We start from the raw sequence: 13925 nt of genomic DNA, 5'->3' as shown, positions 1-13925 counted from the left end.
CGCGTGCACCGCGGAGCAGATAGGGAGATCAAACCACACCTGCAACGTCGTGAGCCAACCGGCTGATCTGCGGCATCCGATGCCGACGCCCGCAGTCCTCAGCGCACGCGTGAACCGGGACTCAGCGGCTGCCCTGCTGGTCGTGCGCGGCGATGTCGCGGTCGAGCTCGTCTTCGATGAGCAGGTCGCGGCGCACGTGGTCGCTGCGGTAGGCGGCGCGCCCGAGCATGTGCGCGGTCATCGGCTGCGTGAGCAGCTGGAACGTCATGATGAGCACGACGGTCGTCAGCACGCCCCAGGTCGGCACCTGCACGACGATCGCGACGAGCACCGCGGCGAGGCCGAGCACCTGCGGCTTGGTTGCGGCGTGCAGCCGCGTGAGCACGTCGGGGAACCGCACGATGCCGATGCCCGCGGCCATCGACAGGAACCCGCTCACCACGATGAGCAGGCCGACGGCGATCTCCGCGGCGCTCATGAGGCGTCCTGCTTTCCCATGTAGCGCGAGATCGAGATCGAGCCGACGACCGCGAACATCGCGAGCACGAGCAGCACCACGAGCGTGTCGGTGTGCTTGTTGACGGCCATCTCGGCGCCGAGGGCGCAGATGGCGATCGCGAGGAGCACGTCGGTCGCGAGGGCGCGATCGAGGATCGACGGTCCGCGGATGATGCGGATCACCGCGGCGATCGCGCCGATGCCGAACATGATGCCCGCGACGATGCTCGCGAGCGTGAGGAAGCTCATCGGTCCTCCTTCGAACGGATGTCTCGGGACGGGATGTCTCGGGTGCGGCCCGGTCGGCCCTGGGCGCGCCGGGCGCGACGCGCCTCGCGGACGGACTCGGCCTGGGCGTGCGTGCCGATGGCGAGCACGATGCGCTCCTCGGTGCCGAGCACCTCGCGGTGGGTGCGCTCGAGATCCGCGGCCGTGCGCGTGCCGAGCGCGTGCAGGTAGAGCAGGCCGCGTTCCCGGTCGATGTCGACCACGACGGTGCCGGGCACGACCGAGATGGCCTCGGCGGTGAGCGTGGTCACGAGGTCGGACCGGGTCAGCAGCTGCACGGCGATGATCGAGTTCATCGGCTTCCACCACGGGTTGATCGAGAACCACGCGACCTGCAGCGAGGCGACGACCACGTCGAACATCATGCGGAGTCCGAGCAGCAGACCCCGCCACGGGTTGAAGCGGCCGCTGAGCAGGACGGGCGGCAGGTAGAGGGCGCGGGTCACGAGCACCGCGAGCACGATGCCGGAGACGATCGTGAGCAGGTCGATGTGGTCCCAGAGGAAGCACCACAGCGCCACGAGTGCGACGAGCAGCGGGAGCTGGCGCCACACGCTCCACCACCGGTTGACCGTGGGGACCGAATCGGTCGTCGGGCCCGTCGTCATTGCACACCTCCGGGGAACACGAGGGAGACGTACGACGACGGGTCGACGAGGTCGGCCGCCGCGCGGTCGGCGAGCCCGAACAGCGGGCCGGCGAACACCGTCAGCAGCACCGTGACGACCACGAGCACGGTCGTCGCGGCGACCATGAGTCGCGGAGTCGTCTTCGTGGCCGTGACGGTCGCGCCCTCGGGGGCCTCGAGCACCGAGCCGAGCAGCACCGACTCGTAGCCGTCGAGCTCCTCGCGCCCGCGCCAGAACGCCATGTTCCAGAATCGCGTGAGTGCGTAGAGGGTGATCAGCGAGGTGATGGCGCCGGCCGCGATGACGACCCAGACGAGCCAGGCGGTCGCCGGATCGGCCGCGGCCTGCTCGCCGCCGGCGAGGAAGAGGCCGGCCTTGCCGAGGAACCCGGAGAACGGCGGGATGCCGCCGAGGTTCAGCGCCGGGATGAAGAACAGGATCGCGAGGAACGGCGACGCCTTCAGCAGGCCGGCGAGCCGGTTGATCGAGGTCGCGCCGCCGAAGCGCTCGATGAGTCCGGTCGTGAGGAAGAGCGTCGTCTGCACGGTGATGTGGTGCACCACGTAGTAGATCGTCGCGGCCATGCCGAGCTGGGTTCCGAGCGCGATGCCGAAGATCATGTAGCCGATGTGGCTGACCAGCGTGAACGAGAGCAGTCGCTTGATGTCGGCCTGCGTGAGCGCACCCAGGATGCCGATGACCATCGTGAGCCCGCCGATGACCATGAGCAGCAACGAGAGGTCCTGCTCCGAGAAGATCACGGTCTCGGTGCGGATGATCGCGTAGACGCCGACCTTCGTGAGCAGGCCCGCGAACACCGCGGTGACCGGCGCCGGCGCGGTCGGGTACGAGTCGGGCAGCCAGAACGACAGCGGGAAGACGGCCGCCTTGATGCCGAACGCGATGAGCAGCAGCAGGTGCAGGATGAGCTGCACGTTCTCGGGCAGCGCCCCGATGCGCACCGAGAGCTGCGCGATGTTCGCCGTGCCGGTGGCGCCGTAGATGAGCGCGATCGCGCTGAGGAAGAAGAGCGACGAGACGAGGCTCACGATGATGTACGTGACGCCCGCGCGGATGCGCTCGCCCGTGCCGCCGAGCGTCAGCAGCACGTAGCTCGCCGAGAGCAGGATCTCGAACCCGACGTAGAGGTTGAACAGGTCGCCCGCGATGAACGCGTTGAACACGCCCGCCGACAGGATCAGGTAGCTCGGGTGGAAGATCGACACCGGCGTCTCGCGGTGGCGGTCGGCGACACCCTGCCCGACCGCGTACACGAGCACGACGAGCAGCACGATCGCCGAGACGAGCAGCATGATCGCCGAGAGCCGGTCGACGACGAGCACGATGCCGAACGGCGCGGGCCAGGCACCCACGTTCACCGCGATCGGCTCGCCCGCGTCGACGACCGCGAGCAGCACCGAGGCGATCACGACGACGGCCGCGAGCACCGCGGTGCTCACGAGCATCTGTGCACGACGGTGGCGCCCGAGGATCAGGGCGGATGCCGCACCCAGCAGGGGCAGCAGCACCACGAGGGGCACGAGCGCGGCGGTCATCGGTCGGCCTCCCGATCGGTGCGATCGTCGCCGTCGGCGCGGTCACGGGCGGATGCCTCGAACTCGAGGTCCTCGTCGGGCTCCTCGTCGCTCGCCTCGATGATCTCCTGGATGGCGGCGTCGTCGGCGGCGGAGATGCGGATGAGGTCTGCCGCCTCTTCGGCGTCGTGCAGGTCCTCCTCCTCGTCGTCGATGAGGTCGCCCTTGGCGCCGAGCTGGGCCAGCCACCACGAGCGGTAGATGAGGGCGAGCATGAAGGCCGTGATGCCGAGGTTGATCACGATCGCGGTGAGCACGAACGCCTGCGGCAGCGGGTCGGAGATCTCGTCGGGGTCGACGCCCTCGCCGAGGATAGGCGCGAGCCCCGGCGCGCCGCTCATGAGGTAGATGAGCACGTTGACGGCGTTGCCGACGAGCAGGAACCCGATGAGCACGCGCGTGAGGCTGCGTTCGAGCATGATCGAGATGCCCGCGCCGAACATCACGGCCATGAGCACCACGAGGGTCAGGGATCCGGTCATGCGCGAGCCCCCTCGGTGGGTGCGGGCTCGGGGTCGTCGACGTCGTCGTCGGCGTGCTCCTGCTGCCGGTCGACCTCGCCGCCGAGCGAGCGGAGGATGTCGAGCACCAGGCCGACGACCACGAGGTAGACGCCGATGTCGAACAGCGTCGAGGTGCCGATCGAGATCGTGCCGAGCACGGGCACCTCGGTCTCGAACCAGGCGGACTCGAGCGGGACGCCGCCGAAGAACAGCGAGGCCGTCGCGGTGCCCGCGGCGAGGAGGAGGCCAGTGCCGAGCAGGCGCCCGGCGTCGACGGGCGCGGCCTCGCCGAGTTCGTAGCGTCCGCCGGCGAGGTAGCGCGCCACGAGCGCGAGGCCCGCGAGCAGGCCGCCCGCGAAGCCGCCGCCGGGGGCGTTGTGGCCGACGAAGAGAAGGAACACCGAGACGACGATCGCCGGGTGGAAGAGCAGGCGCACGAGCACCTCGATGAGGATCGAGCGGTTGCGCGGGGAGATCGTGCGGCCGGCGAGCAGCCACGTCTGCCTGGTCGACGCGGCCTCGCCCGCGGCATCCGTCTCGCCGTCGGTGTTCGCGAGGCTCGTGCGCGGGGCGCGGATGCTCGAGGCGGGCTCGGGCAGCGGACGCATGCGGTCGCGCCGGTCGAGGCCGAGGTCGCCGTCGTCGAGGCGGGGCGCGCCGCCCGTGCGACCCGACACGAAGATGAGGCTGGCGACGCCCGTGGCGACAGCGACGAGCACCGAGATCTCGCCGAGGGTGTCCCACGCACGGATGTCGACGAGCATGACGTTGACGATGTTCTTGCCGTGCGCCTCGAGCGCGAGGGCGGGCAGGCCGCCGGCGATCGTCGGCTCGATGCGGGCGCCGAGGGCGACGAGCCCGATCACGCCCATCACGAGGCCCGCGAGGCCGCCGATGACGCCGCGTGCGAGCTTGTGCACCGGAGGATTGCGCTGCGCGATCTGCTTCGGCAGCCGGCGCAGCACGAGCACGAACACGACGATCACGATCGTCTCGACGAGCGCCTGCGTGAGGGCGAGGTCGGGCGCGCCCGACATGCCGAACAGCAGCACGAGACCGTAGCCCGTGACGCTCACGAGCAGCACGGCGGTCATGCGCTGGCGCACCATGACGGCCGCGATCGCCGCGACGCACATCACGAACGCGATGAACGGCTGCGAGGTGAAGTCCCAGAGCCGGATGTCGGCCGGCCACTCGGAGTTCAGGATCGTCGCCGTGCCGAGCCCGCCGATGAACACCGCGATGATGATCGTGAGGTAGCCCGGGAGGCCGCGGGACTGGATCGCGGTCGTGACGGCCGCGGCCGTGCGGTCGACCGCCGACACGATGCCGAGGTAGCCGCGACTCGAGTCGACCATGGGCACGACGGCCGCCTGCAGGCGGGCGACCTCGCGGCGGCCCCAGACGAGCAGTCCGCCGATGGCGAAGATGCCGAGCGAGATGAAGAGCGCGGGCTCGAGGCCGTGCCAGAGCGCGAGGTGGGTGTCGTGGCCGCCCGGCAGCTCGTCGGCGTAGGCGGCGAGCAGCGGCTCGATGAACCCGATCGCGAACGCGGCGACGAGGCTGCCGACGGCCAGCGTCGCCGGGGCGATCGCGATCGCGGCGCCCGGCGCGTGCAACGGCGTGGGCGGAACGTCGGGCTTCGTCGAGAAGGCGCCCCAGAGGAAGCGGGCGGTGTACGCGAAGGTCAGCACCGACCCCGCGACCGAGCCGATGAGCGCGATCCACGCCCAGGTGGCGATGGACCCGCCCTCGGCGGTCGCGTCGATGAAGGCGGTGAGCACGCCCTCCTTCGCCACGAACCCGAGCAGGGGAGGGACCCCGGCCATCGACGCGGCGGCGAGGGCCGCGATCGCGGTGATCACCGGCATCCGTCGCCCGAGGCCCGAGAGCTTGCGCCAGTCGCGCGTGCCGGCGGAGTGGTCGATGATGCCGACCGTGAGGAACAGCGTCGCCTTGAACATGGCGTGCGCGAGCAGGAGGGCGACGCCGGCGAGGGCGGCGTCGCGCGTGCCGAAGCCCGTGACGAGCACGAGGAAGCCGAGCTGGCTCACGGTGCCGTAGGCGAGCAGCAGCTTCAGGTCGTACTGGCGCAGCGCGCGCCAGCCGCCGACGAGCATCGTGAGCACGCCGAGTGCGATGACGATCGGATGCCACACCTCGAGGTCCGCGTACCCGGGGGCGAGGCGCGCAACCAGGTAGACGCCGGCCTTGACCATCGCCGCGGCGTGCAGGTAGGCGCTGACGGGAGTCGGTGCGGCCATCGCGGCCGGAAGCCAGAAGTGGAACGGCACGAGCGCGCTCTTCGAGATCGCGCCAACGAGCACGAGCGCGATGCCCCACTCGGCCGCGGCGCCCGTGACGGGGTGCGCGATGAGCTCGGACAGCGAGGTCGTGCCGCCCTCGACCGCGAGCAGCACGAGCCCGACGAGCATCGCGAGGCCGCCGAACGTGGTGACCGTGAGCGCCTGCAGCGCCGCACCGCGGCTCTCTTTGCGGCCCGTGTAGTGGCCGATGAGGAGGTACGAGAGCACGCTCGTGGCCTCCCAGAACGTGAACAGCACGAACACGTCGTCGGAGGTGACGAGGCCGAGCATGACGCCCGCGAAGGCGAGCAGCAGCGCGGCGAATCGCCCGAGCGCCGGCTCGTCGTCGGCGAAGTACCACGTGCAGTAGAGCAGCACGAGCGCGCCGATGCCCGTGACCACGAGCGAGAGGATCAGCGCGAGCGCGTCCATGCGGAAGCTCAGCGCGATGTCGAGCTCGGGGATCCACGTGACGGACTCGACGACGGGCGTGCCCGCGAGCACGCCGGGCAGCCAGGTCAGCAGCACGACGAAGGTCGCGGCGGGCACCAGGGCGATGAGCGGGAAGACCCGTCGGCCGAGGCGCTTCGTGAGCCACGGTGTGAGAACCGAGGCCGCCGCGAAGATCGCGAGGCTGGTGATCATCCACCCTCCTCATGCTTCAGCTTCAGTAACAGTCCGTCCGGACAGTTTACCGGGGGCGAGCGCACGGTCCGCCCCCACATCGCGAATACATGACCGGCGAGGGATGCCGCGGGCGGGCGAATGGCGCAGGATGGACGGATGCCGATCCTCATCACCGTCGACGAACTCGCCTCGCGCCTCGCTCCGGGCGCGCCCGACGGCCGAACGGTCGTGCTCGACGTGCGGTGGACGCTCGCGCAGCCCGACGGATCCGGGGCATACCGCAACGGGCATATCCCCGGCGCCGTGTACGTCGACCTCGACACCGAACTCGCCGACCACGACGTGGTCGGTGCCGGCCGGCATCCGCTGCCCTCCGAGGCCTCGCTCACGACGGCCATGCGACGGTGGGGACTGCACGACGGCGACACCGTGGTCGTGGTCGACGACCTGGGCAACCAGTCCGCCGCACGCGCCTGGTGGCTGCTGCGCCACGCCGGATTCGGCGACGTGCGCCTGCTCGACGGCGCACTCGGTGCGTGGCGGGCAGCGGGGCATCCGCTCGAGACGGGCGAGGTCGTGCCCGAACCCGGCGACGCGACCGCGCGCTACGGCGGAATGCCCGTGCTCGACATCGACGGGGCCGGGGCGCTGCCCGACCACGGCGTGCTGCTCGACGTGCGCGCGGCCGAGCGCTATCGCGGCGAGGTCGAGCCCATCGATCCCCGCGCCGGACACATCCCGGGCGCCCGCTCGGCGCCGACCGCGACGACGCTCGACGCCGACGGACGCTTCCTGCCCGCCGAGGTGCTGCGGGCGCAGTACGCCGAGCTCGGCGCGGTGCCCGGCGCCGACGTCGCCGCCTACTGCGGTTCGGGCGTCACGGGCGCCCATGCGGTCGCCGCGCTCGCCATCGCCGGCGTCGACGCGGCCCTGTTCCCCGGATCGTGGAGCCAGTGGTCGAACGACGCCTCGCGCCCCGCTGCGACGGGCGGCGAGCCGGGCTGACGCCCAGGCGGACGCGGCCGGCTTCGCGGTCGTCGGTGCTCAGACCGGCACGTGCCCGACGCCGATGAGCGTCGAGACGTCGACGCGGGTGATCTCGCGCTCGGCCAGGATCTCGTGGAATCGGGCCGCGACGGCGTCGCGCGTCTCGTCGTCGAGGTCGGCGATGAGGCGCGCCCTCGACATCCCGACGACGAGCTTCCAGGCGAGCTCCTCGTCGAGGTCGAGGTGCCGCGGCACGAGCTCGCCGCGCGTGCGTTCGAGGCCCAGCCCGCCCAACCACTGGGCGAGCGCGCCCGGCGTCTCGGGCAGCCCGGGCAGTGACCGGTCGCGGTACGCGGCGACCGCCTCGGCTCCGACCTCTCCGCCCTCGGCCTCGACGGCGTCGCACAGCGCCTTCGTGAACTCCCGGAACGCGGTCGGCGCCCACAGGGTCACGGCGAACCGTCCGCCCGGCTTCGCGCGTTCGACGAGACGGCGGGCACCGGCATCCGCATCGCCGAAGAAGAACACCCCGAGCACGCACTGCACGAGGTCGTAGCCGGTCGGCTCCCACTCGAGCACGTCGACCGCATGCAGCCGCAGTTGCGGGAGCGGTGCCGACTCGCGCTCGGCCCGCTCGCGCACGAGCTCGATCATCGTCTCGGACAGGTCGACCGCGTCGACGACGCCCGTCGGCCCCACGAGCTCGGCCGTCGGCAGCGCCGATGCGCCGTCGCCGCAGCAGGCGTCGAGCACGAGCTCGCCGAACTGCGGCGCCGATCGGATCACCGTCGCCATCGAGATCGGATCCCACACCACCGGATCGAGCGCCGCGAACGCCGAGGCGTGCTCGACGAAATGCCGGACGGTACCCCGAACGTCAGACTGTTCCCCCATGTGCCCATTCTGCTGCTGATCTGCTCGGATGTCTGGAATTCAGGCAATCGAAAGCCCGAACGTGCAGACTGGACTCTTCCGCCTTTCCGATCGAATCGAGAAGACCCCCTCATGAATCGTGCCCTGCGCCGCGCCGCGCCCGTCGCGCTCGCCACAGCAGCTGCCGTCCTGCTCCTCGCCGGATGCGCCGGCAGCGCCGACCCGAAGGCCACCGACACCCCGTCGGCCGCCGACTGCATGGACCTCTCGTCGGGCTCCCTGAGCGACGGCGTCAAGGTCGAGGGCGACTTCGGCGCCGTGCCGACCGTCACCTTCGACACCCCGCTCGAGGCCGAGGAGCTGCAGCGCACGATCGCGATCGAGGGCGACGGCGACGTCACCGCGACCGGCGACAGCGTGAACGCCGTGGTCAGCGCGTTCGCCGGCACCTCCGGCAAGCAGCTCTTCTCGCAGCCCGCCACCATCGAGGCCGGCGGCGAAGGCGTCTACGAGGCGTTCCTCGCTGGCATCGACTGCGTGCCCACCGGGTCGCGCACGGTGACCGTCGCCCCCGCCTCCGCGCTGTACGACGGCGCCGGCAACGAGAACGTCGGACTCGCCGCGGGCGAGAGCGTCGTCATCGTCGTCGACGTGCAGGAGCCGCTCACGGCCAAGGAGTGGACCGAGAACGTGCCCGAGGTGAAGTTCGGCGCCGAGGGCGAGGCCCCCACGGTCACGCTGCCCGACACCGCACCTCCGACCGACTTCGAGCTCAAGGTGCTCGAAGAGGGCGACGGCGACGTCGTCGCCACCGGCGACACCGTGACGCTCAATTACCAGGGCACCAGCTGGGACACCGGCGAGGTCTTCGACCAGAGCTACGGCGGCGACCCCGCGCAGTTCTCGACCGACCAGGTGATCCAGGGCTTCGGCGCAGCGCTCGTCGGCCAGAAGGTCGGCACGAAGCTCATCGTGACGATCCCGCCGGTCTACGCCTACGGCACCGACCCCGACGCGGCCGACCTCGGCGGGCAGACCCTCGTGTTCCTCGTCGAGATCCTCGGCACGGCGCCCGCGGCGTAACCACTCGCCACCCGGCATGCGAACGGGCCGCAGCGATCACTCGCTGCGGCCCGTTCCGCGTCTGCGTCGACGTCGACCTCGACGTCAGAATGACGACCGCGCGTCAGGACGGAATCCGCGGAATCGTCCTGAGCCGCGTCCGAAGTCCTGACGCGGTGACGGTCGAGGTCAGGCGGGGTCGGCGTGCGTCGCGGGGGCCGCCTGCGTATCGGCAGACGCCTGCGCTGCGGGAGACGCCGGCGCACCGGCATCCGCCTGCGCCGCGGCATCCGTCGCCCTGATGCGCCGCACCGGACGCTGCAGGCCGCGCGCCACGCCCGTGCGCTCGAGGCGGCCCGCGATGAGCAGGCCGAGCCAGACGCCCGCGAGGTTCGAGAGCACCGAGAGCGTCGGGTACGCGATCTGCGCCCACAGCGGGAACCGGTCGACGCCGAGGAACGGCATCGAGTAGAGCGCGTAGGGGAGGGCGAAGGCGGCCGCGCCGACGTAGAAGATCCACGGGCGGAACGACCGGTACAGGCCGAGCGCGAGCGGGATCTCGACCATCGCGCCGATCATGAGGCACGTGAGGATGGCCGACGGGCCCTGCGGCGTCAGCACCGCGTTGATGAGGCCCGCGATGAGCGCGGTCAGCAAACCGACACCCGGCTGGCGCAGCAGCGCGAGCGCGATGACGAACGGGATGCTCCAGATGCCGGCGAACGCGGCGTACAGCAGCGGGATCGCCGGCGCGACCGTCGTCGAGAGCACGAACGCCGGGATGAGCACGAGGCCCGCGGCGGCGCCGATCGCGGCGCACGTGAGCAGCAGGCGGGTGGGGGTCTTCATGCGGGTCGACCGGGTCGTCGTCGTGGGCACGGCTCAGGCTCCGATCAGCAGCGAGGTCTCGACGGCGGGTGCGCCCTTCGGCAGCCGCCAGTAGCCGCAGAAGCTCACGTCGGTCTTGGCCCAGCCGCGCTCGTTCACGAGCAGACGACGGATGCCGGTGGCGAGCCCCGACTCGCCGACCGCGTAGGCGTGGGTCACGACGTCGCCGGGCAGTTCGAGTCCGGCCGCCGCCGCGTACGCCGCGGCGCCCGGGCGTTCGTCGTGGTCGCGCACGATCCAGTGCACGACGACGTCCGCCGGGGTCGGGAACGCCTGCACGTCGTCGGCGTGCGGGATCTCGACGATCGCGACGCCGCGCGCGTCGGCGGGCAGCGAGGCGCAGATGCCGGCGACCGCGGGCAGGCCGGTCTCGTCGGCCACGAGCAGGAACCACGCGGCCGACTCGGGGGCGTCGAAGCCGTAGCCCTCGTCGAGGATGCCGACTCGGTCGCCCGCCGTGCACGTGCTCGCCCACGACGCCGCGACGCCCTCGAGCCGGCCCGTCTCGGGGCTCTCGTGCAGCACGAAGTCGATGTCGAGCTCGGCACCGCGTTCGGCGGTCGCCGGGCGGAACTCGCGCACGGTGTAGTTGCGCATCACCGGCCGGACGGCCTTCGGCGTGCGGAGCAGCTGGGCGTAGCCGAGGTAGCCGTCGCGATCGGGCAGGCGCACCTCGTCGGCGCCCTCCGGCGGCAGGAAGAGGCGGAACCACTGGTCGAACCCGCGCGGCGTGAACTGCTCGATCTCGCCGCCGCCCACCGTGATGCGCGTGAACGACGGGCTCACGCGCGTCGACGCGAGCACCTCCAGCTCGATCGGGGTGGTGCGCTCGGTCTTCACCTGGCGGCTATGCGTCTTGGCCATCGGGGATCCTCTCGGATTCTGGGGTCGTGGGAGTGCGGGTGGTCTGCGGCAGCGGCCGGGCGGTCAGAGCCCGACCTCCGTGCGGTCCGAGGTGACGCCGCCGAGTCCGGCCTGGAGCGCCCACCAGTAGATGCCGATCGAGACGACCCAGAACGCGATCACGAAGACCGTGTCGCGCACGCGCCAGCGGCTGATCGTGCGCTCGGTCCGGGTCGCGTGGGCGCCGAACGCGCGGGCGTCCATCGCGAGGGCGACGCGCTCGGCATGGCGGATGGCGCTCGCGAGCAGCGGGATCGCCGTGCCGATCGTGCGGCGCACGGCCGCGATCGGCCCGCGCCCGGCATCCGTCCCGCGAACGCGATGCGCCGCGCGGATGACCTCGAGCTCGTGCCCGAAGCGCGGCACGAACCGCAGCGCCGCGAGGGCCGTGTAGCCGATGCGGTAGGGAACGCGCAGGTTCTGCACGAGCGCTCGCACGAGTTCGGGTCCGCTCGTCGTGAGGCCCGCGATGAGCGAGAGCATGAGCAGCGCGGCGATGCGTAGCGCGGTCGCGAGGCCGACGAGGTAGGCCGCGAGGGTGAACTGCCAGTCGCCGATCTCGAAGATGACGACGGATGCCGCGGCGCCCCCGCCCGGGATGCGCTCGGGGTCGACCCACAGCCCGAAGCTGAGACCGAGCACGAGGATCACCACCGGCACGCCGAGGAGCAGCACCGCCAGGGCGCGGCCCGACAGGCGGGCGCCGATCACGAGCAGCGCCAGGGCGAGCACGATGAACGCGATCGGGATCGCGAGGCCGCGCGTGAAGATCAGCGCGAGCATCACGGGCAGCGGCGCCGCGAACTTCGCGAGCGGGTTCAGGTAGTGCAGGAAGCGGATGCCGGGGGCGGGCGCCTGCTCGGCGTACGGGTCGACGGTGCGGGCGGGCGCTCCGGGCTGCGCCGCCGGTGCCGCGGGCGCCGCGCCGTTCGTGCCGCTCGTGGGCGCGGCGGCCTCGGGCGTCAGGTCGGGCGTCACGGCGCTCATGCGGCGGCCCTGCGGGCGACGGGCAGCTGCGACATCCGCGTCACCGCATGCCATTCGGGGTGCGACGCGAGGCCGCGGGTCGCACGAGCGAGGGGCGGATGCCGCAGCCCGGCCGCCTCGATCAGCGGACCCGCGAGCACGTCGGCCGTCGTGCCGACGCCGAGCAGGCGCCCGTCGCGCATGACGGCGACGTGCGTGGCGTGGTCGGCGACGAGCTGCAGGTCGTGCGTGACGACGAGCACGGTCGTGCCCTCGGCGTTCAGGCCGCTGAGGATGTCGAGCAGCTCGGAGGCGCGCGCCCGGTCCTGCCCGAACGTGGGCTCGTCGAGCGCGAGCACGGGGGCGCCGGCGACGAGCGCCGTGCCGACCGAGAGGCGGCGCTTCTGCCCGCCCGAGAGCAGGAACGGGTGCCGGTCGCGGTGCTCGGTCAGGTCGAAGCGGGCGAGCATGCGGTCGACCTCGACGCGGCGGGTCTCGTCGTCGACGCCCTGCAGGCGCAGTCCGAGCTCGAGCTCCTCGGCGACCGTGTGCGCGACGAACTGGTGCTCGGGGTTCTGGAAGACGAACCCGATCTGCCTGGCGCGGGTGCGCGCATCGGCCCGCGACGGGTCGAGGCCGAGCACGTCGACGCTGCCCTTCGGCGAGGCGATGACGCCCGCGATGGCCTGCAGCAGCGTGGTCTTGCCGGCGCCGTTCGTGCCGACGATCGCGAGGAAGTCGCCGGATGCCACGTCGAGGTCGACGCCGTCGACGACGACCGGCCCTCGGCGGCCGCCGCGCCGCACCGAGCAGTCGCGCACGGTGATGGCGGGCGCGGCGCCGTCGGTGGCGGCGGCGGGCGCGTCTGCGTCCAGGCGCGGGGAGGGCAGCACCTCGACGGCGTCGAGCGCCGCGGCGAGTTCGGCCGGGCTGAGCGGCAGCGGGTCGAGCACGATGCCCGCGTCGCGCAGGCGGAGCGCCGCGAGCGTCGAGACGGGCAGCCACACGCCGAGCTCGAGCAGCTGCTCGGCCCGGTCCTGCAGCACGTCGCGCGCAGGGCCGTCGATGACGAGTCGGCCCGCGGCGTCGAGCACGATGACCCGGTCGACGATGTCGACGGCGGCGTCGAGGTTGTGCTCGACGAGCACGATCGCGTGGTCGCGCTCGCTCGCGAGGTCGCGGAGCACCGCGTAGACCTCGTCGATGCCCGCGGGGTCGAGGTTCGCGGTTGGCTCGTCGAGCACGAGCACCGGCGCGGCCAGGGCGAGCGCGCATGCGACCGCGAGACGCTGGCGGCCGCCGCCCGAGAGCACGTCGGGGTTGTCGGCGCGGCGCTCCCAGAGACCGACGAGCTTCAGTGCGCGCTCGGCGCGCTCGAGCACCTCGGCGGCCGGCACGAGCTGGTTCTCGGGACCGAAGCACACCTCGTCGAGCAGCGTGCCCGTCACGACCTGCGCGTCGGGGTCCTGGAACACCATCGCGACGTGCTCGCTGAGCTCGGCGACCGTGTGCTCGGCGCTGTCGAGTCCGGCGACGCGAACGGTGCCCTCGAGCGTTGCGGGCACCGCGTGCGGCACGAGCCCGTCGAGCGCGAGCGCGAGCGTGGACTTGCCGCAGCCCGACGGCCCGAGCAGCAGCACGACCTCGCCGGGGCGCACCTCGAACGAGACGCCGTCGGGCGTCGGCCGCGCGGACTCGTCGTGGCGGATGCTCACGGCATCGAGGCTGATGAGGGGGGCGGCGGTCACGTGGGTCCCGGAGATCGGCCGGATCGGCTGCGTGGCCGGTGCGGCAGTGAGT

Annotated in this window: 13 protein-coding genes; 2 read left to right on the top strand and 11 right to left on the bottom strand. The window is 72.1% G+C overall.

Annotated features, from left to right (window positions below):
* Positions 1–121 precede the first annotated feature (121 nt).
* Genes mnhG through GQR16_RS16600 form a run of 6 tightly spaced genes read right to left on the bottom strand, consistent with a single transcriptional unit; the run spans position 122 to position 6464 of the window.
* Positions 122–478, bottom strand: coding sequence for a monovalent cation/H(+) antiporter subunit G (mnhG, locus tag GQR16_RS16625; RefSeq protein WP_157416277.1), 357 nt, complete (start codon positions 476–478; stop codon positions 122–124).
* Positions 475–747: an MrpF/PhaF family protein gene (locus tag GQR16_RS16620; protein ID WP_157416276.1), complete on the bottom strand. Its 273-nt coding sequence runs from the start codon at positions 745–747 to the stop codon at positions 475–477. The genes mnhG and GQR16_RS16620 overlap by 4 nt, the downstream gene beginning before the upstream one ends.
* Positions 744–1394: a Na+/H+ antiporter subunit E gene (locus GQR16_RS16615; RefSeq protein WP_157416275.1), complete on the bottom strand. Its 651-nt coding sequence runs from the start codon at positions 1392–1394 to the stop codon at positions 744–746. The genes GQR16_RS16620 and GQR16_RS16615 overlap by 4 nt, the downstream gene beginning before the upstream one ends.
* Positions 1391–2971 carry a Na+/H+ antiporter subunit D gene (locus tag GQR16_RS16610; RefSeq protein WP_157416274.1) on the bottom strand — a complete coding sequence of 527 codons (1581 nt, stop codon included), beginning with the start codon at positions 2969–2971 and terminating at the stop codon, positions 1391–1393. Before GQR16_RS16610 ends, GQR16_RS16615 begins: the two co-directional genes overlap by 4 nt.
* Positions 2968–3492 carry an NADH-quinone oxidoreductase subunit K gene (locus GQR16_RS16605; protein WP_157416273.1) on the bottom strand — a complete coding sequence of 175 codons (525 nt, stop codon included), beginning with the start codon at positions 3490–3492 and terminating at the stop codon, positions 2968–2970. Before GQR16_RS16605 ends, GQR16_RS16610 begins: the two co-directional genes overlap by 4 nt.
* On the bottom strand, positions 3489–6464 hold the full coding sequence (locus GQR16_RS16600; RefSeq protein WP_157416272.1) for a Na+/H+ antiporter subunit A: 2976 nt from the start codon (positions 6462–6464) through the stop codon (positions 3489–3491). Before GQR16_RS16600 ends, GQR16_RS16605 begins: the two co-directional genes overlap by 4 nt.
* 138 nt (positions 6465–6602) lie before the next feature.
* Between GQR16_RS16600 and GQR16_RS16595 the strand changes: the two genes are divergently transcribed.
* Positions 6603–7451: a sulfurtransferase gene (locus GQR16_RS16595; RefSeq protein WP_157416271.1), complete on the top strand. Its 849-nt coding sequence runs from the start codon at positions 6603–6605 to the stop codon at positions 7449–7451.
* A 39-nt stretch (positions 7452–7490) separates the two neighbouring features.
* On the opposite strand, the gene GQR16_RS19775 is transcribed toward GQR16_RS16595, so the two are convergent.
* Positions 7491–8327, bottom strand: coding sequence for a class I SAM-dependent methyltransferase (locus GQR16_RS19775; RefSeq protein ID WP_211373559.1), 837 nt, complete (start codon positions 8325–8327; stop codon positions 7491–7493).
* Positions 8328–8438: 111 nt separating this feature from the next.
* Between GQR16_RS19775 and GQR16_RS16585 the strand changes: the two genes are divergently transcribed.
* Positions 8439–9389 carry an FKBP-type peptidyl-prolyl cis-trans isomerase gene (locus GQR16_RS16585; protein WP_157416270.1) on the top strand — a complete coding sequence of 317 codons (951 nt, stop codon included), beginning with the start codon at positions 8439–8441 and terminating at the stop codon, positions 9387–9389.
* 168 nt (positions 9390–9557) lie between these two features.
* Here GQR16_RS16585 and GQR16_RS16580 read toward each other — a convergent pair whose 3' ends face one another.
* The 4 genes from GQR16_RS16580 to GQR16_RS16565 all read right to left on the bottom strand — a co-directional run bounded on the left by GQR16_RS16580 (position 9558) and on the right by GQR16_RS16565 (position 13873).
* Entirely contained in the window at positions 9558–10247 is a 690-nt protein-coding gene (locus tag GQR16_RS16580) for an ECF transporter S component (protein ID WP_157416269.1), read from the bottom strand.
* Between the two features lie 3 nt (positions 10248–10250).
* On the bottom strand, positions 10251–11120 hold the full coding sequence (locus GQR16_RS16575) for a siderophore-interacting protein (RefSeq protein ID WP_157416268.1): 870 nt from the start codon (positions 11118–11120) through the stop codon (positions 10251–10253).
* 63 nt (positions 11121–11183) lie between these two features.
* Positions 11184–12146: an energy-coupling factor transporter transmembrane component T family protein gene (locus GQR16_RS16570; RefSeq protein ID WP_157416267.1), complete on the bottom strand. Its 963-nt coding sequence runs from the start codon at positions 12144–12146 to the stop codon at positions 11184–11186.
* Positions 12143–13873 (bottom strand): ABC transporter ATP-binding protein, encoded by a 1731-nt coding sequence (locus GQR16_RS16565; RefSeq protein WP_157416266.1) that lies wholly within the window; start codon positions 13871–13873, stop codon positions 12143–12145. Before GQR16_RS16565 ends, GQR16_RS16570 begins: the two co-directional genes overlap by 4 nt.
* Between the last annotated feature and the right edge of the window lie 52 nt (positions 13874–13925).

The sequence above is a fragment of the Agromyces allii genome, from assembly GCF_009749385.1.
Classification (GTDB): Bacteria; Actinomycetota; Actinomycetes; order Actinomycetales; family Microbacteriaceae; genus Agromyces; species Agromyces allii.
The sequence above is the reverse complement of the archived record's forward strand: the minus strand, read 5'-3'. Positions and strand labels throughout refer to the sequence as shown.

Coding starts and splice junctions, on each gene's coding strand:
- mnhG (WP_157416277.1), bottom strand. CDS start 478: ATGAGCGCCGCGGAGATCGCCGTCGGCCTGCTCATCGTGGTGAGCGGG.
- GQR16_RS16620 (WP_157416276.1), bottom strand. CDS start 747: ATGAGCTTCCTCACGCTCGCGAGCATCGTCGCGGGCATCATGTTCGGC.
- GQR16_RS16615 (WP_157416275.1), bottom strand. CDS start 1,394: ATGACGACGGGCCCGACGACCGATTCGGTCCCCACGGTCAACCGGTGG.
- GQR16_RS16610 (WP_157416274.1), bottom strand. CDS start 2,971: ATGACCGCCGCGCTCGTGCCCCTCGTGGTGCTGCTGCCCCTGCTGGGT.
- GQR16_RS16605 (WP_157416273.1), bottom strand. CDS start 3,492: ATGACCGGATCCCTGACCCTCGTGGTGCTCATGGCCGTGATGTTCGGC.
- GQR16_RS16600 (WP_157416272.1), bottom strand. CDS start 6,464: ATGATCACCAGCCTCGCGATCTTCGCGGCGGCCTCGGTTCTCACACCG.
- GQR16_RS16595 (WP_157416271.1), top strand. CDS start 6,603: ATGCCGATCCTCATCACCGTCGACGAACTCGCCTCGCGCCTCGCTCCG.
- GQR16_RS19775 (WP_211373559.1), bottom strand. CDS start 8,327: ATGGGGGAACAGTCTGACGTTCGGGGTACCGTCCGGCATTTCGTCGAG.
- GQR16_RS16585 (WP_157416270.1), top strand. CDS start 8,439: ATGAATCGTGCCCTGCGCCGCGCCGCGCCCGTCGCGCTCGCCACAGCA.
- GQR16_RS16575 (WP_157416268.1), bottom strand. CDS start 11,120: ATGGCCAAGACGCATAGCCGCCAGGTGAAGACCGAGCGCACCACCCCG.
- GQR16_RS16570 (WP_157416267.1), bottom strand. CDS start 12,146: ATGAGCGCCGTGACGCCCGACCTGACGCCCGAGGCCGCCGCGCCCACG.